Source organism: Ekhidna sp. (assembly GCF_040223195.1).
In the GTDB taxonomy this organism is placed as follows: Bacteria; Bacteroidota; Bacteroidia; order Cytophagales; family Cyclobacteriaceae; genus Ekhidna.
This window is the reverse complement of sequence record NZ_JAVKDX010000015.1, coordinates 509,377-528,652: the sequence shown is the minus strand read 5'-3', so window position 1 is coordinate 528,652 and position 19,276 is coordinate 509,377. Positions and strand designations below refer to the sequence as shown.

31 protein-coding genes are annotated in these 19,276 nt (G+C 41.2%); all 31 read left to right on the top strand.

Annotated elements, in window-relative coordinates; all coding sequences use genetic code 11:
• Position 1: 1 nt before the first annotated feature.
• The 31 genes from rpsJ (at position 2) to RLN88_RS09680 (ending at position 19,227) form a co-directional block, all read left to right on the top strand.
• Positions 2 to 307, top strand: a complete 306-nt coding sequence (gene rpsJ, locus RLN88_RS09830; protein WP_089356797.1) for a 30S ribosomal protein S10 — start codon at positions 2 to 4, stop codon at positions 305 to 307.
• Between the two features lie 173 nt (positions 308 to 480).
• On the top strand, positions 481 to 1,113 hold the full coding sequence (rplC, locus tag RLN88_RS09825) for a 50S ribosomal protein L3 (RefSeq protein WP_350221224.1): 633 nt from the start codon (positions 481 to 483) through the stop codon (positions 1,111 to 1,113).
• A gap of 2 nt (positions 1,114 to 1,115) precedes the next feature.
• Complete coding sequence (gene rplD, locus RLN88_RS09820) at positions 1,116 to 1,742, top strand: 50S ribosomal protein L4 (protein ID WP_350221223.1); 627 nt, start codon at positions 1,116 to 1,118, stop codon at positions 1,740 to 1,742.
• Position 1,743: 1 nt separating this feature from the next.
• Positions 1,744 to 2,031 carry a 50S ribosomal protein L23 gene (rplW, locus tag RLN88_RS09815; RefSeq protein ID WP_350221222.1) on the top strand — a complete coding sequence of 96 codons (288 nt, stop codon included), beginning with the start codon at positions 1,744 to 1,746 and terminating at the stop codon, positions 2,029 to 2,031.
• A gap of 9 nt (positions 2,032 to 2,040) precedes the next feature.
• Complete coding sequence (gene rplB / locus RLN88_RS09810; RefSeq protein ID WP_350221221.1) at positions 2,041 to 2,862, top strand: 50S ribosomal protein L2; 822 nt, start codon at positions 2,041 to 2,043, stop codon at positions 2,860 to 2,862.
• Positions 2,862 to 3,140 carry a 30S ribosomal protein S19 gene (gene rpsS, locus RLN88_RS09805; RefSeq protein WP_350221220.1) on the top strand — a complete coding sequence of 93 codons (279 nt, stop codon included), beginning with the start codon at positions 2,862 to 2,864 and terminating at the stop codon, positions 3,138 to 3,140. The genes rplB and rpsS overlap by 1 nt, the downstream gene beginning before the upstream one ends.
• Before the next feature lie 8 nt (positions 3,141 to 3,148).
• Positions 3,149 to 3,619, top strand: a complete 471-nt coding sequence (gene rplV, locus RLN88_RS09800; protein ID WP_350221219.1) for a 50S ribosomal protein L22 — start codon at positions 3,149 to 3,151, stop codon at positions 3,617 to 3,619.
• On the top strand, positions 3,619 to 4,341 hold the full coding sequence (gene rpsC / locus RLN88_RS09795) for a 30S ribosomal protein S3 (RefSeq protein ID WP_350221218.1): 723 nt from the start codon (positions 3,619 to 3,621) through the stop codon (positions 4,339 to 4,341). The genes rplV and rpsC overlap by 1 nt, the downstream gene beginning before the upstream one ends.
• Before the next feature lie 24 nt (positions 4,342 to 4,365).
• Positions 4,366 to 4,788: a 50S ribosomal protein L16 gene (rplP, locus tag RLN88_RS09790; protein WP_350221217.1), complete on the top strand. Its 423-nt coding sequence runs from the start codon at positions 4,366 to 4,368 to the stop codon at positions 4,786 to 4,788.
• On the top strand, positions 4,788 to 5,000 hold the full coding sequence (rpmC, locus tag RLN88_RS09785) for a 50S ribosomal protein L29 (RefSeq protein WP_350221216.1): 213 nt from the start codon (positions 4,788 to 4,790) through the stop codon (positions 4,998 to 5,000). Before rplP ends, rpmC begins: the two co-directional genes overlap by 1 nt.
• Before the next feature lie 9 nt (positions 5,001 to 5,009).
• Entirely contained in the window at positions 5,010 to 5,264 is a 255-nt protein-coding gene (rpsQ, locus tag RLN88_RS09780) for a 30S ribosomal protein S17 (protein ID WP_350221215.1), read from the top strand.
• A complete protein-coding gene (rplN, locus tag RLN88_RS09775; RefSeq protein ID WP_350221214.1) occupies positions 5,264 to 5,632 on the top strand; it encodes a 50S ribosomal protein L14 in 369 nt (122 codons plus the stop codon). The genes rpsQ and rplN overlap by 1 nt, the downstream gene beginning before the upstream one ends.
• A 2-nt stretch (positions 5,633 to 5,634) precedes the next feature.
• A complete protein-coding gene (gene rplX, locus RLN88_RS09770; RefSeq protein WP_350221213.1) occupies positions 5,635 to 5,967 on the top strand; it encodes a 50S ribosomal protein L24 in 333 nt (110 codons plus the stop codon).
• Positions 5,960 to 6,514 carry a 50S ribosomal protein L5 gene (gene rplE / locus RLN88_RS09765; RefSeq protein ID WP_350221212.1) on the top strand — a complete coding sequence of 185 codons (555 nt, stop codon included), beginning with the start codon at positions 5,960 to 5,962 and terminating at the stop codon, positions 6,512 to 6,514. Before rplX ends, rplE begins: the two co-directional genes overlap by 8 nt.
• Positions 6,515 to 6,520: 6 nt before the next feature.
• Positions 6,521 to 6,790, top strand: a complete 270-nt coding sequence (gene rpsN, locus RLN88_RS09760; protein ID WP_350221211.1) for a 30S ribosomal protein S14 — start codon at positions 6,521 to 6,523, stop codon at positions 6,788 to 6,790.
• An 80-nt stretch (positions 6,791 to 6,870) separates the two neighbouring features.
• Positions 6,871 to 7,269 (top strand): 30S ribosomal protein S8, encoded by a 399-nt coding sequence (gene rpsH / locus RLN88_RS09755; RefSeq protein WP_350221210.1) that lies wholly within the window; start codon positions 6,871 to 6,873, stop codon positions 7,267 to 7,269.
• A 10-nt stretch (positions 7,270 to 7,279) separates the two neighbouring features.
• Complete coding sequence (gene rplF, locus RLN88_RS09750) at positions 7,280 to 7,831, top strand: 50S ribosomal protein L6 (protein ID WP_350221209.1); 552 nt, start codon at positions 7,280 to 7,282, stop codon at positions 7,829 to 7,831.
• Between the two features lie 6 nt (positions 7,832 to 7,837).
• The gene (gene rplR / locus RLN88_RS09745) at positions 7,838 to 8,185 is read left to right on the top strand and encodes a 50S ribosomal protein L18 (RefSeq protein ID WP_350221208.1); all 348 of its coding nucleotides are present in this window, start codon (positions 7,838 to 7,840) and stop codon (positions 8,183 to 8,185) included.
• 12 nt (positions 8,186 to 8,197) lie between these two features.
• Positions 8,198 to 8,716 (top strand): 30S ribosomal protein S5, encoded by a 519-nt coding sequence (gene rpsE / locus RLN88_RS09740; RefSeq protein ID WP_350221207.1) that lies wholly within the window; start codon positions 8,198 to 8,200, stop codon positions 8,714 to 8,716.
• A 4-nt stretch (positions 8,717 to 8,720) separates the two neighbouring features.
• On the top strand, positions 8,721 to 8,900 hold the full coding sequence (gene rpmD, locus RLN88_RS09735; RefSeq protein WP_350221371.1) for a 50S ribosomal protein L30: 180 nt from the start codon (positions 8,721 to 8,723) through the stop codon (positions 8,898 to 8,900).
• Between the two features lie 2 nt (positions 8,901 to 8,902).
• Positions 8,903 to 9,352: a 50S ribosomal protein L15 gene (gene rplO, locus RLN88_RS09730; protein WP_350221206.1), complete on the top strand. Its 450-nt coding sequence runs from the start codon at positions 8,903 to 8,905 to the stop codon at positions 9,350 to 9,352.
• Entirely contained in the window at positions 9,352 to 10,659 is a 1,308-nt protein-coding gene (gene secY, locus RLN88_RS09725) for a preprotein translocase subunit SecY (RefSeq protein WP_350221205.1), read from the top strand. The genes rplO and secY overlap by 1 nt, the downstream gene beginning before the upstream one ends.
• Positions 10,659 to 10,877: a translation initiation factor IF-1 gene (gene infA / locus RLN88_RS09720; protein WP_350221204.1), complete on the top strand. Its 219-nt coding sequence runs from the start codon at positions 10,659 to 10,661 to the stop codon at positions 10,875 to 10,877. The genes secY and infA overlap by 1 nt, the downstream gene beginning before the upstream one ends.
• Positions 10,878 to 10,909: 32 nt before the next feature.
• Positions 10,910 to 11,026: a 50S ribosomal protein L36 gene (gene rpmJ, locus RLN88_RS09715; protein WP_089356819.1), complete on the top strand. Its 117-nt coding sequence runs from the start codon at positions 10,910 to 10,912 to the stop codon at positions 11,024 to 11,026.
• Positions 11,027 to 11,028: 2 nt separating this feature from the next.
• Entirely contained in the window at positions 11,029 to 11,406 is a 378-nt protein-coding gene (gene rpsM, locus RLN88_RS09710; RefSeq protein ID WP_350221203.1) for a 30S ribosomal protein S13, read from the top strand.
• Between the two features lie 7 nt (positions 11,407 to 11,413).
• Positions 11,414 to 11,806: a 30S ribosomal protein S11 gene (gene rpsK, locus RLN88_RS09705; RefSeq protein WP_350221202.1), complete on the top strand. Its 393-nt coding sequence runs from the start codon at positions 11,414 to 11,416 to the stop codon at positions 11,804 to 11,806.
• A 24-nt stretch (positions 11,807 to 11,830) separates the two neighbouring features.
• Positions 11,831 to 12,433 carry a 30S ribosomal protein S4 gene (rpsD, locus tag RLN88_RS09700; protein ID WP_350221201.1) on the top strand — a complete coding sequence of 201 codons (603 nt, stop codon included), beginning with the start codon at positions 11,831 to 11,833 and terminating at the stop codon, positions 12,431 to 12,433.
• A gap of 20 nt (positions 12,434 to 12,453) precedes the next feature.
• The gene (locus tag RLN88_RS09695; protein ID WP_350221200.1) at positions 12,454 to 13,443 is read left to right on the top strand and encodes a DNA-directed RNA polymerase subunit alpha; all 990 of its coding nucleotides are present in this window, start codon (positions 12,454 to 12,456) and stop codon (positions 13,441 to 13,443) included.
• On the top strand, positions 13,443 to 14,033 hold the full coding sequence (gene rplQ / locus RLN88_RS09690) for a 50S ribosomal protein L17 (protein WP_350221199.1): 591 nt from the start codon (positions 13,443 to 13,445) through the stop codon (positions 14,031 to 14,033). The genes RLN88_RS09695 and rplQ overlap by 1 nt, the downstream gene beginning before the upstream one ends.
• A 92-nt stretch (positions 14,034 to 14,125) precedes the next feature.
• The gene (locus RLN88_RS09685; RefSeq protein ID WP_350221198.1) at positions 14,126 to 18,826 is read left to right on the top strand and encodes a PKD domain-containing protein; all 4,701 of its coding nucleotides are present in this window, start codon (positions 14,126 to 14,128) and stop codon (positions 18,824 to 18,826) included.
• Entirely contained in the window at positions 18,823 to 19,227 is a 405-nt protein-coding gene (locus RLN88_RS09680) for a hypothetical protein (protein ID WP_350221197.1), read from the top strand. Before RLN88_RS09685 ends, RLN88_RS09680 begins: the two co-directional genes overlap by 4 nt.
• Positions 19,228 to 19,276: the final 49 nt, after the last annotated feature.

Sequence of the window (19,276 nt, the reverse complement as noted above, 5' to 3'; positions counted from 1 at the left end):
CATGAACCAAAAAATTAGAATAAAACTTAAGTCTTACGACCACAATTTGGTTGACAAGTCTTCTGAGAAAATTGTTCGGGCGGTAAAAACCACTGGAGCAGTTGTGAGTGGGCCAATCCCTCTACCAACTGTGAAGGAGAAGTTTACAGTGTTAAAATCACCACACGTAAACAAAAAGGCCAGAGAGCAATTTCAGCTTTGCACATACAAAAGATTGGTAGATATCTACAGCAATAGTGCAAAAACAGTAGACGCACTTATGAAGCTTGAGCTTCCTAGTGGAGTAGACGTTGAAATTAAAGTCTAATCCGGGATTTTTTCCGGAAAAGGGAACCAATTGGTCTTTATCGATTGGTTCTTTTTTTGTCTAAAAAATAACCGATCAAAGTTTTTGTTCGGCATATGGATTTGCTATCTTTGCAGTCCTTTTCACGAAAAGTTTGCCTGAGAGGGTAATTAAAAGATATAAACGAGTAGAAAATGCCTGGTTTAATAGGAAGGAAAGTAGGAATGACAAGTATCTTCGACGAGAATGGTAAGAGCATTGCTTGTACCCTCGTGGAGGCTGGTCCTTGCGTCGTGACTCAAGTTAAGAACGAAGAGACAGACGGATATAGAGCTGTGCAGTTGGCTTACGGTGAAAGAAAGGAGAAAAATACGCCTAAAGCACTTCAGGGTCACTTTGCTAAGTCAAAGACTACTTCAAAAGCCAAGATTGTTGAATTCAGGGATTTCAGAGCTGAATTTGATGATAAAGTGAAGTTGGGCAATGAGATTAGGATTGGTGATATTTTCAATGAGCAAGACTATGTAGATGCCATTGGTATCTCTAAAGGAAAAGGTTTTCAAGGTGTTGTTAAAAGACACGGATTTGGTGGTGTTGGTCAAGCAACACACGGTCAGCACAATAGACTTAGGGCGCCAGGCTCTGTAGGTGCATCATCATTCCCTTCTAGAGTTTTCAAAGGTCTGAGAATGGCCGGAAGAACAGGTAATGATAGGGTAAAGGTTTTGAACCTTAGAGTGCTGAAAGTATATCCTGAGAAAAACTTAATGCTAGTTTCAGGATCAATACCAGGAGCTAAAAATTCATACGTAATACTTGAGAAGTAATCATGAAGGTAGCTGTATTAAATATTAAAGGAGAAGAAACAGGTAGAGAGATCAGCCTGGACAAAAGCATCTTTGGGATAGAGCCTAATGAGCATGCTGTCTACCTCGATGTAAAAAATTATTTGGCAAACCAAAGACAAGGAAACGCCAAAACCAAGGAGAAAGGTGAGGTAACTGGATCAACCAGAAAAATCAAAAAACAAAAAGGTACTGGTACTGCTCGAGCAGGGAGTATCAAGTCTCCTGTCTTTAGAGGTGGAGGTACCATCTTCGGTCCTCAGCCAAGAGACTATGGCTTTAAGCTAAATAAGAAAGTAAAGAAATTGGCACGCAAGTCAGTTCTCTCTTCAAGAGCTAAAGAGAAAGCCATACAGATTTTGGAAGACTTCAATTTCGAAACTCCAAAAACGAAAGATTTCATAAGCCTTCTTAATAGTCTTTCTGTTTCTGACAAGAAGTCTTTGTTGCTGGTAAGCTCCAATAACAAAAATGTATTCTTGTCTTCAAGAAACCTTAAGAAAGCACATGTTACAACTGTTGACGAAGTGAACACCTACGATTTGATCAACGCTGAGCGATTGATCATTTGCGAAGGAACACTTGAGCAACTTAAAGAAAGATTTAACTAAGATGGGAGTTTTAATTAAACCATTAGTTACTGAGAAAGTATCTGCTCTGAATGAGCATGGCAAGTACGGTTTTGTTGTTGCCAAAAATGCAAATAAGGTTCAGATTAAGGCTGAGGTTGAAAAAACCTACGGTGTTACTGTAGAATCAGTGAATACGATGATCCAGCCTGGTGCGTCCAAAAGACGATACACTAAGTCAAGAGTCATTGAGGGAAGAACTCCAGCTTATAAGAAAGCAATTGTGCAGGTGGCTGAGGGTGAAATAATTGATTTTTATAGCGGAATATAATAGACAGACATGGCTGTAAAAAAACTTAAACCGACTACCCCAGGACAGAGATTCAGAATGGCTCCTGTCTTTGATGACATCACTAAGTCCACTCCAGAGCGGTCTTTGGTGACTACATCAAAAAGAAATGGAGGTAGAAACAACCAGGGAAGAATGACTGTCCGAAATGTAGGAGGTGGTCACAAGCGGAAGCTTAGACTTATCGACTTCAAAAGAGACAAGCACGGAATACCTGCGACAGTAAAAGCAATTGAGTACGATCCAAACAGATCCGCTCGAATCGCATTGCTTTATTATGCTGACGGTGAAAAAAGATACATTCTGGCTCCAGCAGGCCTTGAGGTAGGAACAGTGATCAACTCTGGAAAGGGAATCGCACCTGAAGTAGGCAATGCCCTTTATGTAAGTGAGATTCCTCTAGGTACTATTATTCACAACATCGAATTGAAACCCGGAAAAGGCGGAGTGATGGCGAGAAGTGCGGGGACATACGTTCAGCTTGTAGCTAGAGATGGAAAATACTCAACAGTAAAGCTTCCTTCCGGTGAGATGAGAATGATTTTGAATACTTGCCTGGCTACAATAGGTACGGTTTCCAACTCTGACCACATGAGCGTGAGACTGGGTAAGGCTGGTAGAAACAGATGGTTAGGAAGACGACCTAGAGTAAGAGGGGTAGCAATGAACCCGGTAGATCACCCAATGGGTGGTGGTGAAGGTAGATCTTCAGGAGGTCACCCTAGGTCTAGAAACGGTCAGTATACGAAGGGTATGAAGACCCGTCGACCAAATAAATATTCTGATAAGCAGATAGTTAAACGAAGGAAATAATGTCAAGATCATTAAAAAAGGGACCTTATATAGACTTCCGTCTTGAGAAGAAAGTGGACACGATGAACGAGTCAGGGAAGAAGTCTGTGATCAAAACATGGTCGAGAAGATCAATGATATCACCGGATTTTGTGGGTCACACTTTTGCGGTTCACAACGGAAATAAATTCATTCCTGTTTTCGTGACTGAAAATATGGTAGGACATAAACTTGGCGAATTTGCTCCAACAAGAAACTTTAGAGGACACGTCGCTAAGAAGGATAAGGGTAAAAGATAATAGCACCAATGGAAGCTGAAAAGAAATTAAAGAAATCAGTACGAATCAGACTTCAGAAAGAAGCTGACAAGAAATTCCGTGAGGAGAACAAGGGAAAACTTGGTGCGGTGAAATCATCGCTTCGAAATGTACCAACCTCTCCAAGAAAGATGAGATTGGTAGCTGATATGATCCGTGGAGAGCGAGCCAGTGTGGCCCTAAACGTTTTGCGATTCGACGGGCATCATGCTTCAAACTCGCTGGAGAAACTCCTTCTTACTGCAATAGCTGATTGGCAAATGCAAAACGAAGATATCAGTATTGAAGAAGCAGATCTTTATGTGAAGGAAATCTTTGTGGATAGTGCAAGAATGTTGAAAAGACTGAGACCGGCACCACAAGGTAGAGCGCACAGAATCAGAAAGAGATCAAATCATGTGACTATCGTGATCGATAATCACAATCAGGATACTAAAGAAACTAAAGAAAGCAACAAGTAATGGGACAAAAAGTAAACCCAGTTGGATTTAGATTAGGAGTTATCAAAGGGTGGGATTCTGCCTGGTTTGATAGCAAGTCCTATGCTGATAAAATTGTTGAAGACAACAAAATTCGTAAATACATCGCTGCTCGTATGCCTAAAGGGGGTATCTCCAAAGTAGTGATTGAGCGAACACTCAAAAGAATTACGCTTACTGTTCACACTGCAAGACCAGGAGTTGTAATTGGTAAGGGAGGATCTGAAGTAGATAAAATCAAGGAAGAGTTGAAAAACCTGACTGGAAAAGACCTTCAGATAAACATTTTCGAAATTAAAAGACCTGAGCTGGATGCAAAGCTAGTTGGTGAGTCTATCGCTCAACAGCTTCAAGCCAGAATCTCCTTCAGAAGAGCCATGAAGCAAGCAATTGCCTCATCAATGAGAGTAGGAGCTCAAGGTATTAAAATTAAATGCTCAGGACGTCTTGGGGGAGCTGAGATGGCAAGAAGTGAGCAGTACAAAGAAGGGAGAATTCCACTTCACACATTGAGAGCAGATATTGATTACGCAATCACTGAAGCTCATACGATCTATGGAAAAATAGGTATCAAAGTGTGGATATTCAAAGGTGAGGTTTTCGGTAAGCGAGATCTTTCACCAAATGTGGGAGGACAGCAGCAAGCTGGTGGCGGTAACAACGCACCTGGTGGAGCTCCGAACAGAAGGAGAAGAAGAAAATAAAAGTAAGTAAAGTTTTGTAGAGCAATGTTACAGCCAAAACGAACGAAATTTAGAAAAATGCAAAAAGGCCGAGTGAAGGGTCTTGCTCATCGAGGGCACAGACTGGCATTCGGAACTTTTGGAATCAAATCCATGGAACCAGGTTGGATCACCAGCCGCCAGATTGAGGCAGCTAGGATTGCTATGACCAGAGCTATGAAAAGGGAAGGTCAGGTATGGATTCGAATTTTTCCTGACAAGCCAATAACTAAGAAGCCTGCAGAGGTAAGGATGGGTAAAGGTAAAGGAGCTCCAGAATACTGGGTAGCCACCATCAAGCCAGGAACCGTACTTTTTGAAGCAGCAGGTGTGGATATTGAGTTGGCGAAGGAAGCCCTTCGATTGGCTGCTCAAAAGCTTCCGATCTCTACGAAATTCACAATAGCAAAAGATTATAAGCCAGAGTAATGAAAAATTCTGAATTAAGAGGATTGAGTCTGGACGAGCTGAAAAATAAGCTTGCAGTAGAAAAGGAGAACTATAGCAAACTGAAGTTTGCCCATAGCATTACTCCGATTGAAAACCCAATGAAAATTCGTGAGAATAAAAAATTGGTAGCAAGAATTCAGACTGAACTAAGAGCGAAAGAGTTAAACCAAGTTGCTGAAGCAAGCAAATAATTTTCAGTGATGGAAAGAAATCTAAGAAAAGAAAGAATCGGACAAGTGGTGAGCAATAAAATGCAAAAAAGCATCACTGTAGCTGTTGAAAGAAAAGTAAAGCACCCGATCTACGGAAAATTTGTGAGAAAAACCACTAAGCTCACAGCTCACGACGAAAAGAACGATTGCAACATCGGAGATACGGTGAAAGTGATGGAGACTCGTCCAATGAGCAAAAACAAAAGATGGAGGTTGGTAGAAATTATTGAAAGAGCAAAATAATGGTACAGCAGGAGTCAAGATTATCAGTTGCGGACAATAGCGGCGCTAAAGAAGTGCTTGTTATCCGTGTGCTTGGAGGCACCAAGAAGAGATATGCTACTGTTGGGGACAAAATCATTGTCACCGTTAAGCATGCACTTTCATCAAGTAACTTAAAAAAGGGAACTGTCTCAAGAGCCGTTGTGGTGAGAACCAAGAAGGAAGTTCGAAGAAAAGATGGTAGCTATATCCGATTTGAGGACAATGCTGCGGTACTCCTTACTGCCAATGACGAGCCAAGAGGAACAAGGATCTTTGGTCCTGTGGCAAGAGAGCTCAGAGAGAAGCAGTTCATGAAAATTGTATCATTAGCACCAGAAGTACTTTAACAATGAGCAAAGTAAAATTTCATATAAGAAAAGGTGATACTGTAAAGATCATTGCCGGTAACGATAAAGGAAAAACCGGTAAAGTCCTTGAGGTAAACACCACAAAGTATAGAGCGATAGTGGAAGGTGCTAACATGATAACCAAGCACGTAAAGCCTTCTGCAACAAATCCTGAAGGCGGAATTCAGGAGACAGAAGCGGCTATTCATCTTAGTAACCTGCAGGTAGTAGATCCATCTTCAGGTAATGCTACAAGAGTAGGAAGAAAGAAAAATGCAGACGGAAAGCTGCAGAGATATTCAAAGAAATCAGGAGAATTTATCACTAATGGCTAGTCCTAGATTAAAAGAGAAATACAATAAGGAGATCGTTCCTCATTTGAAAGACAAGTTTCAGTACAAGTCGGTGATGCAAGTGCCGAAGCTTACTAAAATAGCTATCAATAAAGGTATTGGAGCCGCTGTTTCAGATAAGAAACTGGTTGATACCGGAGTTGAGGAATTGACTCAGATCACCGGGCAACAGGCCGTAGCAACGATTGCTAAGAAGTCTGTTTCCAACTTCAAATTGAGAGAAGGTATGCCTATCGGTGCGAAGGTTACACTTAGAGGTGATAAAATGTACGAATTCCTTGACAGGCTGATGACGATTGCCCTGCCAAGGGTGAGAGATTTTAAAGGAGTAAGAGAAAAGGGATTTGACGGACGAGGTAACTATACGTTGGGAGTGCAGGAGCAAATCATTTTCCCTGAAATCAGTATCGATAAAATAAATAAAATTTCAGGTATGGATATCACGTTTGTGACTACTGCACAAACTGACGAAGAGAGTCTTGAACTATTGAGATCTTTCGGAATGCCGTTTACTTCAAAGAAGAACTAAGAAATTATGGCTAGAGAATCAGTAAAAGCGAGAGAAAGAAAAAGAGAAAAGCTTGTAGCAAGATATGCGGAGAAGCGAGCGGCCTTAAAAGCAGCTGGTGATTACGAAGCACTTGACAAGTTGCCAAGAAACTCTTCAAAAGTAAGATTGCATAATAGATGCAAACTTACAGGTAGACCAAAGGGCTACATGAGGAGATTTGGTATCTCCAGGGTGACATTCCGAGAGATGGCATCCGATGGAAAAATACCAGGTGTAACAAAAGCAAGCTGGTAGTTTAAAACTTCCTTTCGTTTCAAAATATTAATTATTATTTTTGCACCCCCTTTTTCGAGGGGGATAAGTGTGTTTAAGAAATGGTAACAGACCCGATAGCAGATTATTTAACCAGGATTCGCAACGCAATAGGCGCGAACCATCGTGTAGTAGAGGTGCCTGCTTCTAATTTAAAGAAGGAGATCACTAAAGTATTGCACAGCAAGGGCTTCATCAGAAACTATAAGTTTGAGGATGATGGTAAGCAGGGCATTATAAAAATCGCCTTGAAATACAACCCACAGACTAAGCAGTCGGCAATCACAAGCCTGGAGAGAGTAAGCACTCCCGGTCTAAGAAAATATGCTGGAGCTGAGACTCTACCAAGAGTCCTGAATGGTCTTGGTATCGCAATCTTATCCACCTCAAAAGGAATCATTTCTGACAAAGAGGCGAGAAGAGAAAATGTAGGTGGAGAAGTTTTATGTTACGTCTATTAATTGAATTGAGATGTCAAGGATAGGAAAAGCACCAATTAATTTACCTGAAGGAGTAACAATCACCATAGATAAAAATAGGGTGAATGTGAAAGGACCTAAAGGTGAGCTGTCTCAGCAGATCGATCCAGATATTACCTGTAAGGTTGAAGATGGAGTCGTGACTGTTGAACGTCCGACAGAGCAAAAAAGACACAAGGCACTACACGGACTTTATCGTTCACTTTTGAATAATATGGTAGAGGGCGTAAGTAATGGCTTTAAGAGAGAGTTGGAACTTGTGGGAGTAGGTTATAAGGCAGCAGTTCAAAACAATGTTTTGGAGCTAAACCTAGGATACTCGCATAGTATTTACTTCGCTGTTCCTGAGGATATAAAAGTTTCAGCGGAGACAGAAAAAGGAAGAAACCCGAAGGTGACCGTTGAAGGAATAGACAAACAATTGGTTGGTCAGATTTCTGCAAAGATTAAGTCACTAAGAAAAGTAGAGCCATACAAAGGAAAAGGTATTCGATTTGTTGGTGAGCATATTAGAAGAAAAGCTGGTAAAACTGCTTCTAAATAACAAGATATGGCAATTACTAAAACAGCACGAAGAAAAAGACTTAGACTGGGTATCCGAAGAAAGGTATCCGGCACTGCTGACAGACCTAGAGTTTCTGTTTTTAAAAGCAACAAGGGGATCTACGCCCAGCTGATTGATGATATCAATGGAAAAACCTTGGCTTCAGCATCAACTAAGGAAATTGGTAAAGTGAACCTGAATGTGGAGATCGCTAAGGAAGTAGGGAAAAAGCTTGCGGAGAACGCCAAAAAAGTAGGAATTGAGTCAGTAGTTTTTGATCGGGGTGGATATCCATACCATGGTCGAGTGAGGTCTCTTGCAGAAGGAGCTCGTGAGGGAGGTTTAAAATTCTAAGAACTGGAAATTATGTCACAAAGCAATATAAGATCTATAAAAGCAAGTGAAATCGACCTTCAGGAGCGAGTGGTTGCTATCAAAAGAGTAGCAAAAGTGGTGAAAGGTGGACGTAGATTCAGCTTCTCTGCTATCGTGGTTGTCGGAGATGGAAACGGTGTAGTTGGTTACGGACTTGGAAAAGCAAACGAGGTTACGGATGCAATTACCAAAGGTATCGACGATGCTAAGAAGAATTTGGTGAGAGTACCTGTATTTAAAGGAACTGTACCCCATGATGCGATTGGTAAGTTTGGTGGAGGGTTAGTACTTCTGAAGCCTGCAGCTGCTGGTACGGGAGTAATCGCCGGTGGTGCGATGCGTGCAGTGTTGGAGAGTGCCGGAGTGCATGACGTGCTTGCAAAATCAAAAGGTTCTTCAAACCCACACAACGTGGTAAAGGCAACTTTTGATGCACTTAATAAAATGAGAGATCCTTTCGCTGTTGCTCAGCAAAGAGGAGTGTCCTTAGATAAAGTTTTCAATGGCTAAGACAATGGGAAAAGTATTAATCACACAGAAGAAAAGTACCATTAAGCGTCCTGAGAATCAGAAGAGAACCATGGTTGCTCTTGGTCTTGGTAAGCTTAATAGGTCAGTTGAAAAGGAATTGACACCTGCTATCAGCGGAATGATCAAAACAGTGAATCACCTAGTAGAAGTAAAAGAGCTGTAAACATGAGACTTGAATCATTAAAGCCTGCAGAAGGCTCAACAAAGAATAGAAAGAGAATCGGTAGAGGACAAGGCTCTGGAAGAGGTGGTACATCTACGAAAGGTCATAAAGGTGCTCAGTCCCGATCTGGTTACTCCAAAAAGATTGGATTTGAAGGCGGTCAGATGCCTCTTCAAAGGCGAGTTCCAAAATTTGGTTTCAAAAACAACAATAAAGTTGTTTCCAAACCAATCAACCTGGACGACCTGCAAAAACTAAGTGAAGCTAAAAAGCTAAAAGAGATCACTCCTGAAATCCTGAAAGATAATGGACTTGCTCAGAAAAACGATACCATCAAAGTATTGGGCAGAGGCGAGTTGAAATCATCACTTAAAGTTACAGCACACAAATTTTCAAAAACCGCTCAGGAAGCAATTGAGAAAGCTGGTGGATCAATTACAGTAGTTGAATAATGAAGAAATTCATAGATACCATACGAAACATTTTTTCCATTGAGGAGCTAAGAACCAGAATCCTAAACACGATAGGATTCTTGGTAATTTTTAGAATCGGTTCCTTCGTGGTTCTTCCTGGAGTTGATCCTTCCAAACTTACCGGCCAGGCGTCAGGTATATTTGGATTACTGGATACATTCTTGGGAGGAGCATTTAGTAATGCATCAGTGTTTGCACTTGGTATCATGCCATACATCTCTGCTTCGATTGTGCTGCAGTTGATGACAGTGGCAGTTCCTTACTTCCAGAAACTTCAGAAAGAAGGAGATAGTGGAAGGAAGAAGATCAACCAATTAACAAGAGTTTTAACCATAGCCATTTGTATGGCCCAAGGATTCAGCTACGTTTCGGCTGCTATCGAGCCTACGGCGATTCTGGATAATTCATTCTTCTTCAAATTCACATCTGTGATCATTCTTACTTCAGGGACAATCTTTTGTATGTGGCTTGGAGAAAAAATCACTGATAAGGGTATCGGAAACGGTATTTCCATGCTTATTATGATCGGTATCATTTCAAGATTCCCAGGAAGTATTGCTGCAGAGGCTATTACCAGGGGAATGAGCGAAATGCTTCTTTTCATCCTTGAACTTGTGGCGCTGTTCTTTGTGGTACTGGTAACAGTGGCATTGGTGCAAGCCGTACGAAGAGTCCCTGTACAATACGCGAAGCAAGTGGTGGGGAATAAAGTATACGGGGGACAGAGACAATACATTCCCCTGAAAGTAAATGCATCCGGAGTAATGCCGATCATTTTCGCACAGTCTATCATGTTCCTTCCGGCTATGTTGGCTGGGCTTTGGAGAGAAGAAAGTGACTTTGCGAACTATATCGGAACTACATTCTCCGATTTTACTTCATGGCAGTACAATCTGACGTTTGCGATTATGATTATTATATTCACATTCTTCTACACTGCCATCACCATTAACCCTAATCAGATTGCTGACGATATGAAGAGAAATGGTGGTTTTGTGCCCGGAATTAAGCCAGGTAAGCAAACTGCGGATTTCTTAGACAATATTCTTTCAAGGATCACATTGCCTGGAGCTATTTTCCTAGCGATCATCGCAATACTTCCAGCGTTCGCTATGATCGCAGGAGTAAATCAGGGATTTGCACAGTTCTATGGAGGTACGTCTCTATTGATTATGGTGGGTGTAATACTTGACACCCTTCAGCAGATTGAGAGCTACCTGCTCATGAGGCATTATGAGGGAATGATGAAATCAGGTAGAGTAAAAGGAAGAACTCAAGCAGCATAATGGCAAAACAAGCATCCATAGAGCAAGACGGAACGATCGTGGAGGCATTGTCAAATGCAATGTTTAGAGTGGAATTAGAAAATGGTCACGAGGTGATTGCGCACATCTCAGGAAAGATGAGAATGCACTACATCAAGATTTTACCTGGAGATAAGGTGAAATTGGAAATGTCACCCTATGATTTATCAAAAGGAAGAATCGTATATCGATATAAATAAGACAGCTTAGGGCTGAATTAAATAAAGAGAAAATGAAAGTAAGAGCATCCGTAAAAAAACGAAGTGTTGATTGCAAAGTGATCAGACGAAAGGGGAAGCTTTATGTAATCAATAAAAAGAATCCAAAGTTTAAACAGAGACAAGGATAATTATGGCAAGAGTTGCAGGAGTAGATATTCCCGATAACAAGCGAGGCGAGATAGCCTTGACTTACATCTTTGGTATAGGTAAAGCATCCGCTCAGAAAATTCTGACAGAAGCTGGAGTAGATCCAAACAAGAAAGTTCAGGATTGGACGGACGAAGAGGGTGGTAATGTAAGAACCGCCATTCGAGAAAAGTATAAGGTGGAAGGAGTTCTAAAGGGAGAAGTTCAGATGAGTATCAAGCGACTTTTGGATATTGGTTGCTACAGAGGTCTTCGTCACAGAAAAGGTCTTCCGGTAAGAGGTCAGCATACAAAAAACAATGCTAGAACCCGAAAAGGCAAAAGAAAAACGGTTGCTAACAAGAAGAAAGCTACTAAGTAATAGATAGATGGCACAAAAGAGAAAAGATAAAGCTAAAAAGAGAGTTGTTGCGGTAAGCGCTGTGGGTCAAGCTCACATCAAGGCGTCATTCAACAACATTATTATCTCTATTACCAATGAAACTGGTCAGGTTATCAGCTGGGCTTCAGCAGGTAAAATGGGTTTCAGAGGATCTAAGAAAAACACTCCTTACGCAGCGCAAGTTGCAGCTCAGGAATGTTCACAGAAAGCTTATGAACTTGGTTTACGAAAGGTTGAAGTTTTCGTGAAAGGCCCTGGTTCAGGAAGAGAGTCTGCCATCAGAACTATCCAAAATGTTGGAATCGAAGTTACTATGATCAAAGATGTAACTCCACTACCACACAATGGATGTAGACCACCAAAAAGAAGAAGAGTTTAAGATATTATAAAATAGTTATAGATAATGGCAAGATATACTGGGCCTAAGACTAAAATTTCAAGACGATTTGGAGAGCCAATCTTCGGAGCAAGCAAAGCGCTTCAGAAGAAAGCGTATCCTCCTGGCCAGCATGGACGTGGCAGAAGAAAGAAGCAGTCTGAATACGCTATACAGCTAGCTGAGAAGCAAAAAGCAAAATACACCTACGGTGTACTTGAGCGTCAGTTTGCTAATGTTTTTGACAGAGCGTCAAGAAAGAGCGGAATCACGGGTGAAATCTTACTTCAAATGCTGGAGGCAAGACTTGATAACACAGTTTTCCGTTTGGGTATTGCGCCTACACGAAGAGCTGCGAGGCAACTGGTTTCTCATAAGCACATTACAGTGAATGGAGAAGTTGTAAACGTACCTTCTTACACTTTAAAAAATAACGACGTAATCGGAGTAAGAGAGAAATCAAAATCTCTGGAGGCTATTACTGATAGCCTTAAATCCCATGCTCGAGGTTATTCTTGGTTGGAGTGGGACTCTGCCAGCATGTCTGGTAAATTCCTAAACTCTCCTAGCAGAGAGGAAATCCCTGAGAATATCAAGGAGCAGTTGATCGTCGAATTGTACTCTAAGTAAACACTCAAAAAATAAGATATATGTCTATCCTAGCATTTCAAATGCCGGAAAAAGTGGTGATGGAAAAAGCCGATGATTTCCATGGCCTCTTTACTTTCAAACCTCTAGAAAAAGGATACGGTGTTACAGTAGGTAATGCGTTGAGAAGGATTCTACTTTCCTCATTGGAAGGCTATGCTATTACTGGTGTGAAGATACCAGGAGTATTGCATGAGTTTTCAACTATTGAGGGAGTGGTAGAAGATGTGAGTGAGATAATCCTGAACCTGAAAATGGTTCGTTTTAAGAAGATAGAGGATGTTGCTGATAATTCTATTACGGTAAGTGTTTCTGGAATGAAAAAACTTACTGCGGGAGATCTTGCAAAAGCAACTACGTCATTCGAAATATTGAATCCTGACCATGTAATCTGTAATCTTGATGAGTCTGCAAAGTTCGAAATCGAGCTGACGGTTCAAAAGGGTAGAGGATATGTCAGTGCGGAAGAAAATAAGCCAGCAGAGCAGAGTTTCGGATTTATCGCCATCGACTCCATCTATACTCCCATTAAAAATGTAAAGTATAGTGTAGAGAATACAAGGGTAGAACAAAAAACGGATTATGAGCAATTGACGCTCGATATTGAAACTGATGGGTCTATCCACCCAGAGAATGCATTGAAAGGAGCAGCCAATATTCTGATTCAACATTTCATGCTATTCTCAGATCAAAATATGATCCTGGAAACGCAGGAGACAGGTGAGCCCGAGCAGGTGGATGAAGAGCTTCTTCACATGAGAAAGCTTCTCAAAACCAATCTCAATGATCTTGACTTGTCAGTAAGAGCTTATAACTGTCTGAAAGCAGCTGATGTAAGAACACTTGGAGATTTGGTTTCTCTTGAAATATCCGACATGATGAAGTTTAGAAACTTCGGTAAGAAGTCTTTGGCTGAGCTGGAGCAACTTGTGTCTGACAAAGGACTTACTTTCGGGATGGACCTTGGTAAATACAAATTGGAGGAAGAATAATGAGACACGGAAAGAAATTTAATCACTTAGGCAGAAAGACGGCTCACAGAAGTGCGATGCTTTCTAATATGGCTTCTTCTCTTATCATACATAAGAGAATCAATACAACAGTGGCTAAAGCGAAAGCGCTTAGAAAATTTATTGAACCGATTCTTACCAAGTCAAAAACAGATGATACTAACTCCCGAAGAGTAGTATTCTCTTACCTTCAGGATAAAGAGTCTGTAACGGAGCTTTTCAATAATATAGCCGGGAAGATCGCCAACAGACCTGGAGGATATACCAGAATCATCAAAACTGGTGCTCGTCTGGGAGACAATGCCGAAATGTGCATGATGGAACTTGTGGATTTTAACGAGTTGCTTCTTGGAGACGAATCAGTTGGAAAGGCAAAAACAAGAAGATCACGAAGAGGTGGTAAATCCCAAAAGGAGGAAGCTCCAAAGGCTGAGGTGGCAGAAGTACAGGAAGAAATAGCTGAGGAAGTAACGTCAGGGAACAACGACGAAGAAGTGGAAGCGAAATCTGAGGAGGGAGAAGAGCCTCAGTCTGATTCTTCAGAGGAATCACCTGAGGAGGAGAAGAAATAAGTTTAGACATATAAAATATATCGTAAGGGATTAGGCAATACTTAATCCCTTTTTTAATTTTAGCTCCTTTTTAATTCATTAATTACCTTAAAATGAGAAGATTCCTTCAACTTTCCGGATCAATAGTTTCCATTCTACTTATCATCTTTTTCTTTGGTCAATCTGATTTATCAACTTCTACCAAAGTTGATGGTCGTGAATTGATTTTAAAGGAAAAAGAAAGTAAACAATTTGACCGACCAGATTTAGCTATCCAGCAGAACAATGAAATGACCCTGGATCCTAAACTAGGTTACCCACCTGTAGAGCGTTCCGTCAGAGCCTTCGAGCAGCTTAAGCAGCAACGATCTCAAATGAGGGCTGTTCTTTCAGAAACAAATTGGGTAGAAAGAGGGCCTAACAACGTCGGCGGTAGGACCCGGGCTCTACTGTTCGATCCTAATGACCCAAGCGCAAAGAAAGTATGGGCAGGCGGAATAGGTGGAGGACTATGGTATATTGATGACATCACCGATGCTTCAATGAGTTGGACAAATGTGGATGATTTCCTGACAAATCTTGCGATAAGCTCCATAGCTTATGATCCAACAGACCCAATGACCTTTTATGTTAGCACCGGGCTTGGATATACAAATGATATTCGGGGAGCTGGTATATTTAAATCCACCGATGGTGGGGATAGCTGGAGTCAACTTTCCAGTACAGATAATTCGGACTTTTACTTTATTCAAAAAATTGCTGTTGATGATGAAGGCAGGATATATGCTTCCACATTGGATGGATTAAAAATCTCAGAAAATGGAGGCACTTCATGGACCACAGCGCTTGAAGGATCAGCAGGTGATATTGAGATTGCCTCTGATGGGACAGTCTATGTCACATTCGGCGTTAATAGTACAGGAAGTATACGCAAGTCAGTAACGGATGGGGCCACATGGACTACAATTACTCCTGCATCTGGCGCACTAAGAATAGAAATGGCATCTGCTCCAAGCAACCCCAATGTCTTGTATGCTGTAGCAGATGGAGGCCCAGGAAGCACCGATGTGGCATGGTTTTATAAAAGTGAGGATGCGGGATCAAGTTGGGAGGAGATTACCATCCCCCTTTATTTAGATCAGAATTGCTCTCAAAGCTCAAATCATTTCACCAGGGGACAAGCTTTCTTTGATCTTATCTTAGGCGTTCATCCTGAGAAACCTCAGAAAGTTGTTGTAGGAGGTATAGACCTTCATGCTTCGGACGATTCTGGTTTTACCTGGAGACCAGTTTCGTACTGGACTGGGTCATTTTGTGACGCCTATGTACATGCAGACCAGCATGCCATGGTTTTTAGACCAGGGTATCCAAATGAGGCAATATTTGGAAACGATGGGGGCGTTTCATATTCAAACAATATTGGAAATTCAAATAATCCGAATTTTCTTCAGCGTGTAAAAGGGTATAATGTCACTACCTTTTATGCAGCAGCCGCTGCGAATGAGGAGAAGTCAAACTACTTTCTTGCAGGAGCTCAGGATAATGGCACTCAACAGTTTTCCAATGCCTTTTTGAATAATACTAGAGAAGCTACAGGGGGTGATGGGGGCTTTTGTTTTATTGATGAAGATGATTCCGATATTCAAATAACTTCTTTTGTTTTTAATTCTTACAGAGTATCTCAAAATGGAGGGAAGACATTTACCTCGATAGCAGATGATCAGAACAGAGGTAGATTCATTAATCCATCTGAGTATGATAGTGATACAGATATTTTGTATGGAGCAGGGAATACCGGTGAATTGACCAGAATAACGAACCTTTCAGGAACCCCATCTGCGTTGCAGGTAATTAATGTATCAATAGATAGTAGACAGATAACAACAATTAAGGCATCACCGCATACAGAAAACCGTTTGTTTGTTGGTGTTAGAGTTAATGGTGGTGAAGGAAAAATTTTCATAATTGACAATGCGAATTCAGGAAGCCCAACTTCAACTGAAATTACTGGATCATATTCTGGAAGCCATGGAGAGTGGGTTTCCAGCATAGATGTTGGGGCAAGTGACGATCAACTCTTAGCTACCTTTAGTAATTATGGAATAAACTCGGTTTATGAAACCACAAACGGCGGTACAAACTGGACAAACAAGGAAGGCGATCTACCTGATATGCCAATTAGATGGGGTGTTTATAATCCAGATGATCGATCTCAGGTGTTTCTGGCCACTGAGCTAGGTGTCTGGAGTACAAATGACTTATCGGCAGGCCCAGACTGGGAACCAACCAATATGGGCCTTGCAAATGTGAGAACGGACATGCTAAAAATTCGACCTGTTGATAAATTGCTTGTAGCTGCGACTTATGGTCGGGGCTTATACACGAGTGATATATTAAATTCTGCAGCGAGTGCTGATTTTAGCGCACCACGTGTAGGGTATGCTGGACAACCAGTTCAGTTTAAAGATGCCTCATCCAATGCTAATGATGATTGGAGCTGGACTTTTGGAGATGCAGGAACATCAACCGATCAAAATCCGTCTCACACCTATGCTGCCCCAGGCACATACACTGTTTCGTTAGGAGTTGATAGTGATGCAGATGTTGAGACTAAATCGAACTTCATTACGATCCTTCCATCTTTAACACCACCTTTTGCACCGGAAGATGGTGGAGACTTTGAGAGTAATCCAAACTATTTCACCTCTTTAGCAGAGGCCAACGGTGTGAATAAGTGGGAACGAGGAGCACCAGGATTTAATTTAAACTCAGCACCATCCGGCACAAATGTGTGGAAGACTGATTTAGATGCGGCTATAGGTGATGCCGGATTTGATTTTAGTTCTGCCCTTTATACCCCATCATTCGATTTGACTGAGCCAGGAAATTACAGCCTCAAATTCAACTTGGAGATGGAAATTGTTTATTGCAATGCTCCTTCTGCATTGCAGGTTCAATACACATTGGACAATGGAGAAAGCTGGACCACCCTGGGATCATCTTATCCTGCTTTTGGGGTAAGCAACTGGTACAATAGAGGAGATAACACAGGTTGCTCTATCGAGTTTGACTTGTTTCCTGAAAAAATTGGATGGACAATCAATACCGATGGGCCACTTCAAGTTGAACATACTTTGAATAGTTTGGTAGGGAATGATGCTATTGCCTTTAGATTGCTTTATGCACAATCCACTGGATCTCAGCCGAATGGTTCAGGTATAGATCCATATGATCAGGATGGAATTTTAATTGATGATTTTGAAATAACCTACGGAAACCCGACAGCTGACTTTTCTGTTCAGAAAATCGGATTTGTTGGAGGAGATATAGATTTTAAGTACGAATCAAATGGAGCGACTTCATTCGATTGGGACTTTGGAGACGGATCAGGTACTTCAAGTGACGAGAATCCTACTTACTCATTTAGCACCCCTGGTACCTATGAGGTTTCGCTGACAATTACATCGGCATCAGGACCAGACGACACAAAAACCAATTCAATAATTATTCTACCCTCTCTTCCAATTCCATTTGAAAAGAATGACGGAGGGAATCTGGAAGTCAATCCAAATTATTTTGCAGTCGATAACATAGCAGGAACTCCTTTTGAGCTAGGTAACTCTTCTGTGAGTGGTAAAAATGGGACAAACAGTGGGAGTAACGCTTGGGTAACTGGATTAGAGGATGATGAATATGTTGATGATTCGGAGGCTTACCTATATACGCCGGTGTTTGATTTTCTAAGCTTAGGAAATTACGAATTGAGCTTTTTCGCCAATTTTAGTTTTGAAGATAATTGGGATGGGTTTATTGTTCAGTACTCAACAGATTTAGGCGAATCGTGGGAGAAACTTAATCCGGTAGAAGAGGATGGGTGGTACAATCAAATCAGTGACCCTCAATCAGTATTTGGAGCGAGTGTTCCAATTTTTAGCGGTAGCACAAGTGGGTTTGAAGAGTTTAGCACTGATTTATCTTTCTTAGGTGGAAACGAGTATGTTTCATTTAGATTCCAATTCCTGACGGATGGTGCTACAACAGATGTAGGAATGGCACTTGATGATATCACGGTAGATGGTCCTGAACCAGGACCAGGGGTTCCGGATTTCTCCTACACTAATGGTAGTGGATGCGCAGGACAGGTTATAACATTCACCAACGAATCTACTGGATCAATTTCAAGCTTTGAGTGGGACTTTGGAAATAATGCTTCACCTGCCACTGCTACGGGCCCAGGCCCTCACAACGTGACCTATTCTGGAAATGGGACAAGCACTGTAACGCTTTCAATCACCAGTCCTGTTAATGGAGAACAAGAGGAGGAAAAAGTTGATATTATTGAAACTGGTGCTCTTCACGAGCCTACTATAGAAAGTACTTTTAATAACAACGGTACTTATACTTTGGAAGCATCACTAGGGGATGCTTATCAATGGTTGAGAGATGGCGAAATAATTGAAGGCGAAACCAATAGAACAATCTCGGTAGATGTAGGTGATGGTGGTGAATTCTCAGTTTTAGTTACTGTAGGATCTTGTGAGGTAGAGGCAGAAAGCCTTATCGTCAATAGCGTTTTGGAAAACTCATTAGCCATCTATCCTAATCCTGTTAGAGACATCCTAAGACTTGAATCAGGGCTATCCATCAATGGTGATTTTAGGATTTATAGTCAATCAGGTAGCATCGTAATGAATGGTAGTCTGGATGAAAGCAAAACAAGCATTGATGTTTCCAGACTACAAGATGGAATCTACGTTCTAAGATTGGATGCCAATGACGAAACAGTTGTACGAAGGGTAATCATAAGAAAATGAGATTTTTAATTGCGTTCTTTTTTTGCATTTCTTTTACTCTTGGATGTAAGAATTCAAAGCAGACGGTAACCAAGGAAACTGATACGAAAGCAAAGGCTGACCTTCAGTCAGACTGGGAAAAAGTGGAAAATGAAAGCGGAGCGTATGTTTTGTATTATATGAGTATAGTAGATCAAAACAATACTTCTCCTAAGAGGGATTTTTATATTGAAGATCAGAATGGGAATAAGGTTTTTGAATCCTCGGTTTACGGTGGATACGTAAAATGGTATGATGCATCTAAGGTGGAGTATTTCAGTACTCCAGGAGTAATGCCATCAAATATGGAGAAAGATGATTTCATCATGATCTACGATATAGACACTGGAGAATCTTATAAAAAAAGCAGTTTGAAGCAATGAGACTAAAGCCACTTTCGAAGTGGCTTTTTTATTGCCCCTTCCATAATTA

What these genes read in the sequence shown, in the direction of transcription:
- rpsS (WP_350221220.1), top strand. Translation starts at nt 2,862, where the DNA reads ATGTCAAGATCATTAAAAAAGGGACCTTATATAGACTTCCGTCTTGAG.
- rpsE (WP_350221207.1), top strand. Translation starts at nt 8,198, where the DNA reads ATGTCACAAAGCAATATAAGATCTATAAAAGCAAGTGAAATCGACCTT.
- secY (WP_350221205.1), top strand. Translation starts at nt 9,352, where the DNA reads ATGAAGAAATTCATAGATACCATACGAAACATTTTTTCCATTGAGGAG.
- rpsH (WP_350221210.1), top strand. Translation starts at nt 6,871, where the DNA reads ATGGTAACAGACCCGATAGCAGATTATTTAACCAGGATTCGCAACGCA.
- rpsC (WP_350221218.1), top strand. Translation starts at nt 3,619, where the DNA reads ATGGGACAAAAAGTAAACCCAGTTGGATTTAGATTAGGAGTTATCAAA.
- rpsN (WP_350221211.1), top strand. Translation starts at nt 6,521, where the DNA reads ATGGCTAGAGAATCAGTAAAAGCGAGAGAAAGAAAAAGAGAAAAGCTT.
- rplN (WP_350221214.1), top strand. Translation starts at nt 5,264, where the DNA reads ATGGTACAGCAGGAGTCAAGATTATCAGTTGCGGACAATAGCGGCGCT.
- rpmJ (WP_089356819.1), top strand. Translation starts at nt 10,910, where the DNA reads ATGAAAGTAAGAGCATCCGTAAAAAAACGAAGTGTTGATTGCAAAGTG.
- RLN88_RS09685 (WP_350221198.1), top strand. Translation starts at nt 14,126, where the DNA reads ATGAGAAGATTCCTTCAACTTTCCGGATCAATAGTTTCCATTCTACTT.
- rpsJ (WP_089356797.1), top strand. Translation starts at nt 2, where the DNA reads ATGAACCAAAAAATTAGAATAAAACTTAAGTCTTACGACCACAATTTG.
- rplQ (WP_350221199.1), top strand. Translation starts at nt 13,443, where the DNA reads ATGAGACACGGAAAGAAATTTAATCACTTAGGCAGAAAGACGGCTCAC.
- rplO (WP_350221206.1), top strand. Translation starts at nt 8,903, where the DNA reads ATGAGACTTGAATCATTAAAGCCTGCAGAAGGCTCAACAAAGAATAGA.
- rpsQ (WP_350221215.1), top strand. Translation starts at nt 5,010, where the DNA reads ATGGAAAGAAATCTAAGAAAAGAAAGAATCGGACAAGTGGTGAGCAAT.
- RLN88_RS09695 (WP_350221200.1), top strand. Translation starts at nt 12,454, where the DNA reads ATGTCTATCCTAGCATTTCAAATGCCGGAAAAAGTGGTGATGGAAAAA.
- rplB (WP_350221221.1), top strand. Translation starts at nt 2,041, where the DNA reads ATGGCTGTAAAAAAACTTAAACCGACTACCCCAGGACAGAGATTCAGA.
- rplP (WP_350221217.1), top strand. Translation starts at nt 4,366, where the DNA reads ATGTTACAGCCAAAACGAACGAAATTTAGAAAAATGCAAAAAGGCCGA.
- rpmC (WP_350221216.1), top strand. Translation starts at nt 4,788, where the DNA reads ATGAAAAATTCTGAATTAAGAGGATTGAGTCTGGACGAGCTGAAAAAT.
- rplW (WP_350221222.1), top strand. Translation starts at nt 1,744, where the DNA reads ATGGGAGTTTTAATTAAACCATTAGTTACTGAGAAAGTATCTGCTCTG.
- rplD (WP_350221223.1), top strand. Translation starts at nt 1,116, where the DNA reads ATGAAGGTAGCTGTATTAAATATTAAAGGAGAAGAAACAGGTAGAGAG.
- rplE (WP_350221212.1), top strand. Translation starts at nt 5,960, where the DNA reads ATGGCTAGTCCTAGATTAAAAGAGAAATACAATAAGGAGATCGTTCCT.
- rpsM (WP_350221203.1), top strand. Translation starts at nt 11,029, where the DNA reads ATGGCAAGAGTTGCAGGAGTAGATATTCCCGATAACAAGCGAGGCGAG.
- rpsK (WP_350221202.1), top strand. Translation starts at nt 11,414, where the DNA reads ATGGCACAAAAGAGAAAAGATAAAGCTAAAAAGAGAGTTGTTGCGGTA.
- rplF (WP_350221209.1), top strand. Translation starts at nt 7,280, where the DNA reads ATGTCAAGGATAGGAAAAGCACCAATTAATTTACCTGAAGGAGTAACA.
- rplR (WP_350221208.1), top strand. Translation starts at nt 7,838, where the DNA reads ATGGCAATTACTAAAACAGCACGAAGAAAAAGACTTAGACTGGGTATC.
- rpmD (WP_350221371.1), top strand. Translation starts at nt 8,721, where the DNA reads ATGGGAAAAGTATTAATCACACAGAAGAAAAGTACCATTAAGCGTCCT.
- rplX (WP_350221213.1), top strand. Translation starts at nt 5,635, where the DNA reads ATGAGCAAAGTAAAATTTCATATAAGAAAAGGTGATACTGTAAAGATC.
- infA (WP_350221204.1), top strand. Translation starts at nt 10,659, where the DNA reads ATGGCAAAACAAGCATCCATAGAGCAAGACGGAACGATCGTGGAGGCA.
- rpsD (WP_350221201.1), top strand. Translation starts at nt 11,831, where the DNA reads ATGGCAAGATATACTGGGCCTAAGACTAAAATTTCAAGACGATTTGGA.
- RLN88_RS09680 (WP_350221197.1), top strand. Translation starts at nt 18,823, where the DNA reads ATGAGATTTTTAATTGCGTTCTTTTTTTGCATTTCTTTTACTCTTGGA.
- rplV (WP_350221219.1), top strand. Translation starts at nt 3,149, where the DNA reads ATGGAAGCTGAAAAGAAATTAAAGAAATCAGTACGAATCAGACTTCAG.
- rplC (WP_350221224.1), top strand. Translation starts at nt 481, where the DNA reads ATGCCTGGTTTAATAGGAAGGAAAGTAGGAATGACAAGTATCTTCGAC.